Source organism: Peribacillus sp. TH16, assembly GCF_016651095.1.
GTDB classification, from domain to species: Bacteria; Bacillota; Bacilli; order Bacillales; family DSM-1321; genus Peribacillus; species Peribacillus butanolivorans.
Window position 1 is genome coordinate 1,276,524 of the sequence record NZ_JAEKEM010000009.1, and the last position, 13,345, is coordinate 1,289,868.

The window sequence follows — 13,345 nt, forward strand, 5'->3', positions numbered from 1 at the left end:
TAAATTGCATTCTAGGGGGAAAAAAATAATGAAATGGAAGGGAAGGCAGGGTACTCAAACGTTGAGGACAAAAGAGGAATTAGCGGCAAAGGTGTAGCTGGAATTGGAGGCGGAGTTGGATTAGTCTTGAATTACAGGCCGACTATTTGGCCGGAGTTTGGGCCCATCATGTCCTGGGAGAGAATTTACTTGAGGAAGGTGATCTCGAGGAAGCATTGAATGCAGCCAGCGGAGTTGGTGATGACCGTATTCAAAAACAGCACAAGGCTATGTTGTTCCGGATAGCTTCACGCACGGTACCTCCGAACAGAGAAAGCGGTGGTTTTAAATCCGGAAACATGAATGAAGGCGATACCTTTAAAGCAAGTAATCTCTAGGTTCTTTTTAAAGATTCTTATTTTTTCTATTACTGTCGATACTAATAAATAGGGGGTCTTTTATGAACCCCCTATTTATTATTTAACCAAATGGCATAAGATGCTAATCATAATGATCAGTAGATGTTTTTAAGACTCCGAAAAAAACAAATTATCTATTCAAACACGTTCAAGCATTCGGTTCAAAGCTAGAATGGCGTTATCCGCAATCTTCTTTTCTACTTTTATCGGATTAATTACTGTACCTTCCGCAATTGATTCGAGAGCCCAAAGCAGATGCGGCAGATCAATTCGGTTCATCGTGAGACATGGACACATATTCGGGTTCAAAGAGATGATATTTTTGTCAGGATTATTTGCGATAAGCCGCTTGACAAGGTTCATTTCCGTGCCAATTGCCCAGGAACTTCCTGATTTTGCTTTTTCAATCATGTTAATGATATAGGATGTCGAACCATTATAGTCTGATAAGGCGACTACTTCACGGCGGCATTCTGGATGAACAATTATATTCATTTCCGGTTGCTCAGTCCTAAGCGTTTCAATATTCGCTGTTGTAAAGTTTTCATGAACAGAGCAATGCCCTTTCCAAAGAAGCACCTTCAAGTCTTCTAGCTCCCCTTCATAGATTAATTCATCATTATGAGGGTCCCAAACAGCCATCTGCTTCAACGGGATTCCAAGGTCATAGGCTGTATTCCTCCCAAGATGCTGATCCGGAAGGAAGAGAATTCGTTCTTTTTGCGAGAGGGCCCAAGAGACCATTCCCTGTGCATTTGAAGAAGTTACAGTCGCTCCGCCGTTTTTTCCGACAAAAGCCTTGATTGCCGCTGTTGAATTGACATATGTTAGCGGAAGAATCGTATCACCAAACATGGACTGCAGCTTTGTCCAAGCACGTTCTGTTTGGTCAATATCCGCCATATCTGCCATCGAACAGCCTGCACGCATGTCCGGCAGGATAACTGTCTGTCCTTCTGTTGTCAAAATATCGGCTGTTTCAGCCATAAAATGCACGCCACAAAACACGATGTACTCCGCTTCACGATTTTGCGCAGAAAGTTGAGCTAGCTGAAGTGAATCACCAGTTACATCCGAAAATTGAATGACTTCCTCACGTTGATAATGATGACCTGGAATATACAATCGGCTCCCAAGTTGCTGTTTAATCTTACGGACCCGCCTCTCCATTTCCTCCTTTGTCATCGATTTATATGTTTCAGGTAATACATTCCCTGCTGTTTTGGCCATCTCCAGTATGTTCATTTAATTACCCCCTCACGTTCTGCAACCTTTGCACTAATATCAAGTGCCCTAACACTGTGCGTTAAACTGCCCAATGATATATAATCAACCCCTGTTTCCCGATATAAAGCTAAATTAGTCAAGTTAATCCCACCTGAAGCTTCAGTGATAATATGTTCAGGCACCAATTTGAGCAGTTGTTTAATTTCTTCAGGACTCCGGTTATCGAACATGATAATATCGGCACCTGCTTCAACTGCTTCTTGCACTTGATCTGCTGATTCCGTTTCCACTTCGACTTTCGTGGTATGTCCCAGCTTAGCTTTGACTGTTTGTACTGCCTTCGTGATAGAACCGGCAAAAGAAATATGGTTGTCCTTAATCATGACGGCATCATACAATCCATATCGGTGATTGAAAGCCCCACCAGATCGGACCGCATATTTTTCAAGCATTCTTAGACCTGGTGTAGTTTTCCTAGTATCACAAGCCCTTGTTTTTGTACCAGCTAAAATCATGGTTGCTTTATGCGCCTGCGTTGCAATAGCGGACATGCGTTGCACTAAATTCAAAACTACTCTTTCCCCTTTTAGAAGCGACGCCATATTGCCGGTTATTCTTGCAAGCTGTTGGCCTGTTTCAAACACTTCTCCATCTTGGACAAACAGTTCAACCAGTATTTGGTGATCCAGTAGCGCAAATCCCGTGTTGATGACAGCACTCCCACTAAAGACGCCATCTTCTTTTGCAATGAACGTCAAAGTACCCTGTTCATCTTGATTAAAAATCGTATCACTCGTTACATCGCATTCACCTATATCTTCTATCAAAAATTGTTGCAGCATCTGCTTAAGCTTCAATGTGTTCATATAGTCTTCTCCCTTTCACTCGGTTTTTCACATCCGTGCAAGCAAGGATAACAGAGTTTTTCAGCCATAAGGAGTCATCTTCCCTTGGATAGTCACTGCGAAAATGACCGCCCCTGCTTTCCGTTCTAGTCAAAGCGGATTCAGCAATCAGCCACGCTACGAGTATGGCATTGATTTTTGTTATTTCGTTTATTGATAATGCAGTAACTTCCATATGCAGAAATTTTTCTATATCAAAAGATTCAAGATAGTCCTTTAAACGAGTTAAACCCGCTTCATCTCGAACAATTCCTGCTTCGCTCATTAACATTTCCTGCAATGTAGCCAAATCAGGTATTGCGGATAAAAGGGTGTAACATTTGGAATGCTCTTTTTCTAACGGTATGGTTCTAGAGGGCATATGAGCAAGGAAATGACCAAGCGTATTTCCAAAAACAAGCCCTTCTAGAAGTGAATTGCTTGCCAAACGGTTTGCTCCATGAACGCCAGTACAAGCTACTTCACCAACTGCATATAAGGAGGCGACAGAAGTTTGTCCCCATTGATCCACTTCAACTCCACCCATCAAAAAATGGTTTCCAGGTGCAACCGGGATTTTTCCGAATTTAAGGTCGATATCGCTTTTTTCACATAATGAAGTCACAGTTGGAAAACGTTTTTTAAAATCCTTAATCATCGAAATATCCAAAAATACCTTTTCACCGCGCTGCAAATAAGAAAAAATCGTCTGTGCCACAATATGTCTTGGTGCAAGGTCTTTCATTCTGTGGACATCTTCCATGATGGGCTTGCCCATTTCATTCACTAATTGTGCACCATCACCGCGGACCGCCTCTGAAACGAGCCCCTCTGCTTTACCATTAATAAAAAGAAGAGTCGGATGAAACTGGATAAATTCCATATCACGCACTCGTGCCCCAGCTTTGAAAGCAAGTGCGATTCCATCTCCTGAAACAGTCTGTGAATTAGAAGTAATTCTGTATAGAGAACCGCAGCCACCTGTTGCCAATACAGTTTGTTCTGCATAGTAAGATACAAATCCGCCTTCCTTTTGCAGCGTTTTGACCCCAATACAAGAACCATCTTTTCCTATAATCAATTCCACCGCTGCAGTATCCTCGAGCACCTGTATCGTTGATTTTTTCAAGCCATCTATTAGATGCTCCATGATGTACTTACCTGTAGCATCTCCATGACTATGAAGGATTCTTCTTTGGCTGTGCGCACCCTCCATGCCAAGCATAAGTCCGCCATCTTGATCGCGGTCGAATTGCATACCGGATTGGATGAGTTCAGATATCACCAAGGGAGCCTCTTCTACTAATTTTACGACAGCATGTACATCGTTATATTTCTGACCGGCTGCCAACGTATCTTTTTTATGATAAGATACTTCGTCCTGATCAGATATTGCTGCAGCAATTCCGCCTTGCGCTAAATAGGAATTACTGTGACGAATCTTTGATTTTGTGATGAGTATCACATGCTTATGCTGGCTTACTTCTAATGCAGTTTTCAAGGCAGCAATGCCGCTTCCTATCACTACGACTTCCGTTCTTTCCATTATTTCATTCCTCCTGTTTACGACAGGTGTCTTGACAACTATATTTACATATTATTAAACTATTATCAAGAGTTTTTTAAGTTTAGAGGATGGAAGTGATTTCTTGATTTATTTAGATTATGCGGCCTCAACACCGATGGATAATGAAGCACTAGATGTCTTTGTTGAAGCATCTCGGAAGTTTTTTGGCAATGCGAGCAGTTTGCATGATATCGGATCAGATGCAGCACGTTTATTGGATATGTCACGGCAGCAATTAGCGGAAATGCTAGACATAAAAAAGGGGATCATCTTTACGAGCGGCGGTTCAGAAAGCAACATGATCGCAATAGATACATTCATCGCCTCAAAGCCTGCCTGGCAGAATCACTTAATTGTAAGCCAAACTGAACATGCATCCATAGCCAATTATGTCAGCAAACTTGCAAACAACGGCTTCGATGTTACGTATTTACGTCATTTGAAAGACGGACGTGTTGACATCGAACATCTACAAGATTGTATTTCGGGGCGGACTTGCTTAGTCATTGTTCAACATGTAAATTCAGAAATCGGAGTCATTCAACCTATCGAACAATTAAGCAAAATCGTTCGCGACCATGATGCCTTTTTGCATGTAGATTGTGTTCAATCATTTGCTAAATTACCGCTTGATGGGATATCTGCCGTATGTGATAGTCTTGCTATTTCGAGCCATAAAGTATATGGCCCAAAAGGCATTGGGGCCGTCATTTTCCCGGGCATCCATCATCTAAAGTCCTCAATACCCAATATCACTCATGAACATGGTTTTCGTGCAGGGACTGTCAATGTTCCTGGTATAGCTTCCTTCGTTACGGCTGCAAAAAAATTAGCGAAAACCATGGAAGATGAACGAAACCGGATTTTTCAGATTCGGCAGCAATTGATTCGGCTACTCGAGGAAAAAAAGATTGATTTTCAAGTTATCGAAGCGTCAAACCAGCAATTGCCTCACATTCTGGCGTTGACATTTTCCGGATTACAAGGACAATACATCATGCTAGAATTAAATCAGCAGGGCTTTGCGGTATCCACGGGTAGCGCTTGCCAAATCGGCAAACAAAATCCGTCAAAAACAATGATAGCTATTGGAAAAAGCGAAGAAGAAGCCCATCAATTTGTCCGGCTTTCTTTTGGAAAAAACACGACAGTGGACGATATTCGTATCTTAGCAGACTGTCTTGCAGGAATAGCTGTGATTCGATAAGATTCTCTATTCTGTGGTAAACTGTTTGTAAATAACGAGGTGAATTATTATGGAAAAAAAGAAATTACTTGGTGAAGAAAGACGGACGAAACTCTTACATATATTACAAACAAGCGAGCAACCAGTAACCGGTAGCGAGCTTTCACAAATAACGAATGTAAGCCGGCAGGTTATCGTCGGTGACATCACACTCTTGAAAGCACGAAATGAACCTATCATTGCTACTAGCCAAGGCTATATGTATTTACAAACAGGGAACACTCAAAAGCCGGAGCGGACCATTGCCTGCCAGCACGATCCATCTCGTGCCCAAGAAGAGTTATTTTTACTCGTCGATATCGGCATTACGGTGAAAGATGTCAAAATCGAGCACCCCGTTTACGGTGATCTAACTGCTTCCATTATGGTCAGCAATCGTAAAGAAGTTCAGCAATTCCTCACCAAAGTAACTGCAACAAATGCTTCTTTTTTATCAGAACTAACAAGCGGCATTCATCTCCATACACTTAGCGCGTCTTCTGAAGAACTACTTGACGAAGCCGAGAACGCCTTGAAAAATGCCGGCATTTTAGTTGATTGAATAAACGAAAACATCCTCAAAAGTTATACCTTTTGAGGATGTTTTTTTTAGATAAGAAATGGTCTTATTGATATCCACAACGGACTAATTTCCTTCACATATAAATACGTTTTTTCACATGCAAAACACCTCCGATTATTCGTCCGTGACCAGGAATAATTCGACCTTCAGAGAGATTATTCGTCCGTGACCAGGAATAATTCGACCTTCAGAGAGATTATTCGTCCGTGAACAGGAATAATTCGACCTTCAAAGAGATTATTCGTCCGTCGTTACAAATAAATCGACCTTCCATCATTTCACAAATTAGAAAAAACAGTTTGCGTTCCATAACATGAGTTTCTATCGCTTTTCGGAACAGCCATTTGACGATTTACTAAAGAAAAAATAATCCTATTCTATCATCATTGGTTCTGCTTACACTAGAGCTATCTCCATCGCTTATCTTCATTATTATTTCTCAATTGCCCTATCAGACTAATAATAGAACTCACCGCTTGTATCCAGCCTCCCATTACCTGTATTAATTCCCCTTCTGACTGTTCCTCCTCTATATTCCGATATTGATATTTTTGTTTTTCCTGTTCTTTATCTTGATCCTTATCCTTATCTCTTTCCGCTATAAAAATAGCCATTTCAGTTACCTTCAAAATCCTTCAATGGACATTCATTTCTTTTTGCCTATTTTCTTTATATTTTTACAAAATGTAAGGCAATCGTTTTAGGAACTCGTACACGAGAGAAATACAATTTCTATTGAACACTTGCACAAAAAAATGCCCCTGAATAGACTTCTGGGGCACTTTTCTTATTAAGTATTTTCCCTCATCAATGCACTAAGAGGGTTGTACCATTTACCTCTCTGTGAAAACAATTTGCAACCTTGTAAGCTTAAACGGTTTAATTCCGCATCTGGGTCAAACTTTGAGGAAAGGAACCTTTACTCTCAACTTTAAAGAAATCAACTTTGCGGTACACCATTTTGGACTTTAAAGCATGGATAGCTGCCCATGATTGAAACGGTACATCCAAGAGCCTCAAGCTCAGAAATCGCACCTGGGATGAGAACATCGTCAAGAGCCATTCCGACGTCGATAATGAAAAAGTAATTGCCTAATCCTGTTTTCATTGGTCGTGATTCAATCTTAGAAAGGTTAAGTTTCCTCCAAGAGAAAGCGGAAAGGACTTGGTGCAGCTGCCCTGAATGATCGGCAGGAAGCTGAACCATAAGCGTCGTTTTCTTGTCGCCCTCAGTAGTCAAATGCCCTTCAAAATCTACATCGCTATTAGATACGACGATAAATTTTGTATGATTATGTTCATAATCATGAATATTTTGTTTTACAATCGTCAAACCATACTCCGCAGCGGCCATGTCATTTGCAATCGCAGCAATATTGATATCGGAATTCTCCATCACCATTTTCGCAGCTGCCGCAGTGGACGTGACATATTCATAAGGTATGCCCCTTAGTTCTTTATGTAGAAATTTGCGGCATTGTGCGATAGCATGTGAGTGCGAATAAACCATATCCGGTTTAAAACCAGGATATGCATGATCCGGATGCACCATATAATGTTGTTGGATTGGAATCGTTACTTCCCCTTTAATCGGTAATGTCACATCATGGACTAAGTAATCCATTGTAATATTTACCGAACCCTCCAAAGCATTCTCGATTGGGACGAGTGCGTGATTCACTTCCCCGTCACGAACAGCATCAAGGCAGTCTGGAATCGTGTTCATTGGTATTTTTATATCATTAGGAAATAGTCGCGATACAGCTAAATCCGTGAACGTTGCTTTCGGTCCAAGAAATGCTATTTTTGATGTCATATTATAATCCCCTTTTCACGGAAAATCTACTATTTATGTTATGTCATTTTCTGATTTTTTACAATAGTTAATCGATAAATCGTCTCCTGATAAAAAAACAGCCTGTACATGTGAAATGTACAGGCTGTTTTTTATGCGCCGTTCCCAATAATTTCGACTTTTTCGACGAACTCCATTTTACGCAGTTTAGTAAGCAGATCATTAATATCCATCGTCATCCCACCCGTGTTTAGAGATAGGGTAACATTGGCTCGTCCCTGCAAGGGAATCGTTTGGTGAATGGTCATGATGTTGCAACCTGATGAGGCGACGAGCCGTAAGAGCTCCGATAGAGTACCAGAACGATCTTCGAGATAGAAGAACAGGGTAATCAGCTTTTCTTTAACAACTGTATGAAATGGAAAAACCGTGTCACGGTATTTGTAAAAGGCACTTCTACTTAAGTCCACTCGCTGTACTGCTTCCCAAACTGATTCTGCTTTTCCCCGTTCAATCATTTCTTTTGCATCCAGCGTTTTTTTCATCGCTTCGGGAAGGACATCCTCTCGAACGAGGAAAAATTTCTGATCGGCCTTATTCAAACTCAGCACGCCTCCTTTTGCCTGCCATCATGGTATCTAATCAATCAACGAATTCAAATTCATATTCAAGGATACGGACGATATCACCATTTGTCGCACCTTTTTGGCGAAGGCCTTCGTCGACTCCGAATGAACGAAGTTGTCTAGCGAAACGACGGATGGACTCTTCACGAGTGAAGTCAGTCATTTTGAATAGACGCTCGATCTTGAATCCAGAGACGGCAAAACTTCCATCCGATTCGCGTTCAATGTCAAATTCATCTGACTGTGATGTATGTTTATAAAGAACACGGTGGATTCCAGTATTCTCTTCTTCATGATCAAGAGGGAACTCAGGTGTTTCTTCGATTTTATCAGCAATCGCATAAAGTAGCTCTCGGATTCCTACACGTGTTACGGCAGAAATCGGGAAGACCGGGAAGTCTTCTTCAAGTTTTTCTTTGAATGCGGCTAAATTCTCTGCTGAATCCGGCATATCCATTTTACTTGCTACAATGATTTGCGGACGTTCAGTCAAGCGCAGGTTATACTCTTCAAGCTCTTTGTTGATTGTCAGGTAGTCTTCATAAGGATCTCTACCTTCAAGGCCTGACATATCAATTACATGAACAATTACCCTTGTTCTTTCAATATGGCGTAAGAATTGATGTCCAAGACCTACTCCTTCAGAAGCACCTTCAATCAGGCCAGGCAAATCGGCCATTACAAAGCTACGGTGATCTTCCGTTTCTACCATTCCAAGGTTTGGTACAATCGTTGTAAAATGGTATTCGGCAATTTTAGGTCTTGCTGCAGATACGACAGAAAGTAAAGTGGATTTTCCGACACTTGGAAAACCAACCAAACCTACATCAGCCAATAATTTCAATTCCATAATTATATCGCGCTCTTGGCCAGGTTCACCGTTTTCCGCAATTTCTGGAGCAGGATTAGCTGGAGTCGCAAAACGAGAGTTTCCACGACCGCCGCGTCCACCCTTAGCGATAACGGCGCGTTGTCCGTGTTCTACTAAATCAGCAATAACTTCCTTGGTTTTTTCATCAATTACAACTGTACCTGGTGGAACTTTAATAATCATATCTTTAGCAGCAGCACCATGCATGTTTTTGGACATGCCATGTTCTCCGCGCGGTGCCTTAAAGTGGCGCTGATAACGGAAATCCATTAACGTACGCAGGCCTTCTTCTACTTCAAAAACGACGTTCGCTCCATTACCACCGTCTCCGCCGGCAGGTCCGCCTTTTGGTATGAATTTTTCACGACGATAAGCAACTATCCCGTTACCACCGTCTCCGCCTTTTATATAGACTTTCGTTTGATCGACAAACATGCTATCACTTCCTTGTTTTCTGCAAGTCATTTCTTGCTGTATACTTCTCTAAAACTTAATATCCATCTTAAAAAATAATTCATCTTCATTACATTCGAGAATATCAATTGATTGCTCCGCAGTTAACGACTTTTCTAAAAATTCCATCACAGCGGCTTGGTCGATAAATCTGCCTTGCATATGAAATGAACAACGCATATCGCTTATCTCTTTCTTACACATAGAAACAGCTAGAATATTTTCAAAAAATGGGTCTAGATTCTTTTCCAAAACTTTAAAGTAATCATTCGTCCAACGATACATCAGCTCGTCCAGCTCAGTAGAGCCTTCAAAAACATCAATAATTTCATATTCGCAATAAAATGATCCGTTATTCCAATTCGACGTCAACAACATCTCGCTGAACTTTGGCAAATTCAAATTGGTAAGGCGTGCTTCATTCTGGGTTTCAATAATGATTTCATCAATAATGCCTTTGACACGATCAATTTTGTTTAACTCCAGATTCCCTTTTATTATTTGAATTCTATTCAGCCAATCATGCCTGGTTTGACGAAGAGTTTCAATAGTCGTCCAATTTTTATCCATTATTAACACCTTCAATTATGATAAAGAAACTTTTTTCAGCTCTATCATGTTGAATACTTCCATTTGTACAGTATATCAAAAAAACAACAAACAGGAAATGAAGCTCGATTCACATGCCTTCACATGAAAGCCCCCGTCCAAAAAATACAGCCACACACCCTGAGTTCTTTGGACGATGGTAGAGCCATTTGAACTTATAAAGAGAATGGGCCTTATTTATGCACCAATTGGAGATATTATAGTTGAATTGGACTGTCTATTTGGCCTAACCAAATGTGATGGATAAAGTAATCTTAGATTTTCCCCTAAAAGGTAAGAAAGCCCGCCTATTGGCGAGCCTTTTGTAAGTCAGAGGTTGTTTTTATTATACTAATGACTAAAGTCTCCTGCAAAAAGCTGGTTATTTATCGTTCCTATAGTATAAATAAAGGGCCGGACCCCTTCTTCACTATATACCATACCATTATTAAAAATGACGCGATATATAGTGTCTTGTAGAAGGAATCAGACCCTTTTGAGTCAGCCTCTGTTCAAAGATGCCAATTATGCTTCTTGTGCAACTGGATATACGCTTACTTTTTTACGGTCACGTCCGAAACGTTCGAATTTAACAACACCGTCTACTTTAGCGTATAGAGTATCGTCTCCACCACGGCCTACGTTCTCACCTGGATAGATTTTTGTTCCGCGTTGACGGTAAAGGATAGAACCACCAGAAACGAATTGACCATCTGCACGTTTAGCGCCAAGACGCTTAGATTGAGAGTCACGTCCGTTCTTTGTAGAACCTACTCCTTTTTTCGAAGCGAAGAACTGAAGATTTAATCTTAACATTTGTTCCACCTCCTATTGGTTGAGGATAATTTTCATGTATTTACCATAATCACGTTCGATAGTTTGCAGCGATATGAGCATACTGTTCAAGAGCAGCTGCACCTTTTCTTCGGATTCCGGTGAAAGATTCTCCGGAATGACGCAGCGAAGATAGCCGCCCTCTCTCCCTTGCTCAATCTCAGGCTCTACATCCGTTAAGGACATAATCGCATTGACTGACCCGAAGGAAACAGCCGATACACCTGCACAAACGATATCAGAACCTTTTTTAGCAAAATTAGCATGTCCGCTTAAGGTGAACGAAGTAATCCGTTCCTGCGGAGCATCAAAGACAACTTTAATCATCTAGAATCAGCCCTTACGCGTTGATTGCTTCGATAACAACTTTTGTGTATGGTTGACGATGACCTTGTTTTTTACGATTGTTTTTCTTCGCTTTGTATTTGAAAACAGTGATTTTCTTTTGCTTACCTTGTTTCTCGACAGTACCTGTTACAGTAGCGCCTTCCACTAGTGGAGCACCAACTTTCACGTCTTCGCCACCTACGAATAAAACTTTGTCAAATGTAACAGTTTCGCCTGCTTCTGCGTTTAATTTTTCAATGTAAACCGCTTCGCCAGCTGCTACTTTAATTTGTTTACCGCCAGTTTCGATAATTGCGTACATACTTGCACCTCCTTAAATGTCTCAGACTCGCCAATCACAGGCGTCTTGTCAAAAAGACAAAAACTTAAGACCTGTTGTTGAGCGGTTGTAGCACGGGTGCTACAAACATAACATTAAAATCCTATCATGAAACCGGAAGAGCTGTCAATATATTTGTAAGAATTCTCGTCCATCACTTGAAAGCTCGCTCGATTTCCTGAATGCTCCCGAAGCGCTTAATAGAATACGTATTTATAGAACCGGAGACAAATGAAAGAAATAACTTTTTAGAAATCAATTCTTCCAATGTCGGCCTATATGATTCATTTTCACCTAGTAACACGTCTGCCACCGCTTTGTTTACTTCCACCCAGACCGCTTCATCATCCGCTTTGCGATGTTCCAGCAATTCTCGCTCCAACCGGAAGGCCACTGTTTCGGCACTCTCAACTTTCCCGCTTCCGCTGCATACAGGACAGGGTATCGTCAATATTTCGCTAAGTGACGGTGAGGTTCTCTTTCTCGTAACCTGTAAGATGCCTAGTTCTGTAAAGCCAATAACCTGGACGCGCATTTCATCCCTCGCTACTTCCTTTTTGACAATGTCGATAATTTCAAGCTTATGCTGTGACTTCTCCATATTGATGAAATCTATTAGGATAATCCCGCTAATATTTCTCAATCTCAGTTGACGGGCAACTTCTTTCGCTGCCGCCTGATTCACTGCAAACAGCGTTGCTTCCTTTTCCACTTTACCAGTGAACTTACCCGAATTGACGTCGATTACAGTGAACGCTTCCGTTTCTTCAAAAATTAAATAGCCTCCGTTATCGAGCCAGACTATTTTCTTCATCACTTTCTCAACTTGCCCATCCACATTCCGTTCAGAAAAAATGTTTTTTGGACCCGTTTCATAGGATAATATCCATTCCTTACCGTTTTCCTGTATCCATTTTTTCAACTCTTGATATGCCTCGAAATCATCGATAGCAAGTTCCCCTGAACCCGTTCTCGACATTTCAGAGATAATCATCTCTAAGAAATTATCTCTCTCATAGAGGAGAGCTGGAGCCTTTAGAGAGGCTGCTTTCAGTTCAAGATTTTTATAGAGCTGACGCAATGAAGATAATCTGTTCAAAAAAACAGTTTCGCTTTCATTCTCCATCGATGTGCGGACAATCAACCCCTCATTAGGCTGTTTAAACTGTACAGCCGTTTCCCGCCACTGTTTTTGCAAGTGCTCGTTTTTGAATTTCTTAGAAACACCAACATAATCTATTCCATGTATGTAAACGAGGGAATCTGTTGAAAACTCGATCAACCCTGTCAATTTTGCTCCTTTTGTACCGGTTTCATCCCTAGTCACCTGAACTAGCAGCTTTTCTCCTTGGCGGACGTATTGACCAATTGCCGCTTTTCCGTCTCGTTTTGTCAGTTGGAAAGACGGAATTTCGTCACGATGCAAAAAGCCATTCTTGTCTACTCCATAATCAATAAAGACTGCATCCATACCCGGCAATACCTTTGTTACTTTCCCAAGATAAATATTACCGACCGTACTGCATTGGTGAGGCGGCATGATTTCAATTTTACGTAGCACATCATTCTCCAGCACAGCCACTCTTTTTTCGCGCGAAGATAGGTTAGCGATCATCTTTTTCATTAA

15 protein-coding genes and 1 other annotated feature are annotated in these 13,345 nt (G+C 41.1%); of the genes, 3 read left to right on the plus strand and 12 right to left on the minus strand.

Annotated elements, in window-relative coordinates:
* The first annotated feature begins 119 nt into the window (after nucleotides 1-119).
* The gene (locus tag JFV29_RS31215; RefSeq protein WP_446728270.1) at nucleotides 120-377 is read left to right on the plus strand and encodes a neutral zinc metallopeptidase; all 258 of its coding nucleotides are present in this window, start codon (nucleotides 120-122) and stop codon (nucleotides 375-377) included.
* Between the two features lie 159 nt (nucleotides 378-536).
* Here the strand turns inward: JFV29_RS31215 and nadA are convergent, their stop codons facing one another.
* Genes nadA through nadB form a run of 3 tightly spaced genes read right to left on the minus strand, consistent with a single transcriptional unit; the run spans nucleotide 537 to nucleotide 4,055 of the window.
* Nucleotides 537-1,643, minus strand: a complete 1,107-nt coding sequence (gene nadA / locus JFV29_RS20210; RefSeq protein WP_201186018.1) for a quinolinate synthase NadA — start codon at nucleotides 1,641-1,643, stop codon at nucleotides 537-539.
* On the minus strand, nucleotides 1,640-2,491 hold the full coding sequence (nadC, locus tag JFV29_RS20215) for a carboxylating nicotinate-nucleotide diphosphorylase (RefSeq protein WP_201186020.1): 852 nt from the start codon (nucleotides 2,489-2,491) through the stop codon (nucleotides 1,640-1,642). Before nadC ends, nadA begins: the two co-directional genes overlap by 4 nt.
* Nucleotides 2,472-4,055: an L-aspartate oxidase gene (gene nadB / locus JFV29_RS20220; RefSeq protein WP_201186022.1), complete on the minus strand. Its 1,584-nt coding sequence runs from the start codon at nucleotides 4,053-4,055 to the stop codon at nucleotides 2,472-2,474. The genes nadC and nadB overlap by 20 nt, the downstream gene beginning before the upstream one ends.
* Nucleotides 4,056-4,158: 103 nt before the next feature.
* Here nadB and JFV29_RS20225 point away from each other — a divergent pair, with 103 nt between their 5' ends.
* Together JFV29_RS20225 and JFV29_RS20230 are read left to right on the plus strand one after the other, a co-directional pair.
* Complete coding sequence (locus JFV29_RS20225) at nucleotides 4,159-5,283, plus strand: IscS subfamily cysteine desulfurase (RefSeq protein ID WP_201186024.1); 1,125 nt, start codon at nucleotides 4,159-4,161, stop codon at nucleotides 5,281-5,283.
* A gap of 46 nt (nucleotides 5,284-5,329) precedes the next feature.
* Nucleotides 5,330-5,863, plus strand: coding sequence for a transcription repressor NadR (locus JFV29_RS20230; RefSeq protein ID WP_201187975.1), 534 nt, complete (start codon nucleotides 5,330-5,332; stop codon nucleotides 5,861-5,863).
* Between the two features lie 428 nt (nucleotides 5,864-6,291).
* Here the strand turns inward: JFV29_RS20230 and JFV29_RS20235 are convergent, their stop codons facing one another.
* From JFV29_RS20235 to JFV29_RS20275, 9 genes are all read right to left on the minus strand, one after another.
* On the minus strand, nucleotides 6,292-6,513 hold the full coding sequence (locus tag JFV29_RS20235) for a hypothetical protein (protein WP_207205158.1): 222 nt from the start codon (nucleotides 6,511-6,513) through the stop codon (nucleotides 6,292-6,294).
* A gap of 311 nt (nucleotides 6,514-6,824) precedes the next feature.
* A complete protein-coding gene (pheA, locus tag JFV29_RS20240) occupies nucleotides 6,825-7,700 on the minus strand; it encodes a prephenate dehydratase (protein ID WP_201186028.1) in 876 nt (291 codons plus the stop codon).
* Nucleotides 7,701-7,831: 131 nt separating this feature from the next.
* Complete coding sequence (locus JFV29_RS20245) at nucleotides 7,832-8,281, minus strand: ACT domain-containing protein (protein ID WP_053347150.1); 450 nt, start codon at nucleotides 8,279-8,281, stop codon at nucleotides 7,832-7,834.
* A gap of 40 nt (nucleotides 8,282-8,321) precedes the next feature.
* On the minus strand, nucleotides 8,322-9,611 hold the full coding sequence (gene obgE, locus JFV29_RS20250; RefSeq protein ID WP_056525531.1) for a GTPase ObgE: 1,290 nt from the start codon (nucleotides 9,609-9,611) through the stop codon (nucleotides 8,322-8,324).
* Nucleotides 9,612-9,659: 48 nt separating this feature from the next.
* Nucleotides 9,660-10,199, minus strand: a complete 540-nt coding sequence (locus tag JFV29_RS20255) for a Spo0B domain-containing protein (RefSeq protein WP_201186030.1) — start codon at nucleotides 10,197-10,199, stop codon at nucleotides 9,660-9,662.
* 543 nt (nucleotides 10,200-10,742) lie between these two features.
* Nucleotides 10,743-11,033: a 50S ribosomal protein L27 gene (rpmA, locus tag JFV29_RS20260; protein WP_034308845.1), complete on the minus strand. Its 291-nt coding sequence runs from the start codon at nucleotides 11,031-11,033 to the stop codon at nucleotides 10,743-10,745.
* 12 nt (nucleotides 11,034-11,045) lie between these two features.
* Entirely contained in the window at nucleotides 11,046-11,378 is a 333-nt protein-coding gene (locus tag JFV29_RS20265) for a ribosomal-processing cysteine protease Prp (protein WP_201186032.1), read from the minus strand.
* A gap of 13 nt (nucleotides 11,379-11,391) precedes the next feature.
* Nucleotides 11,392-11,700: a 50S ribosomal protein L21 gene (gene rplU / locus JFV29_RS20270; protein ID WP_034308849.1), complete on the minus strand. Its 309-nt coding sequence runs from the start codon at nucleotides 11,698-11,700 to the stop codon at nucleotides 11,392-11,394.
* 13 nt (nucleotides 11,701-11,713) lie between these two features.
* Nucleotides 11,714-11,797, minus strand: a sequence feature (ribosomal protein L21 leader region).
* A gap of 75 nt (nucleotides 11,798-11,872) precedes the next feature.
* The gene (locus tag JFV29_RS20275) at nucleotides 11,873-13,342 is read right to left on the minus strand and encodes an Rne/Rng family ribonuclease (protein ID WP_201186034.1); all 1,470 of its coding nucleotides are present in this window, start codon (nucleotides 13,340-13,342) and stop codon (nucleotides 11,873-11,875) included.
* Nucleotides 13,343-13,345: the final 3 nt, after the last annotated feature.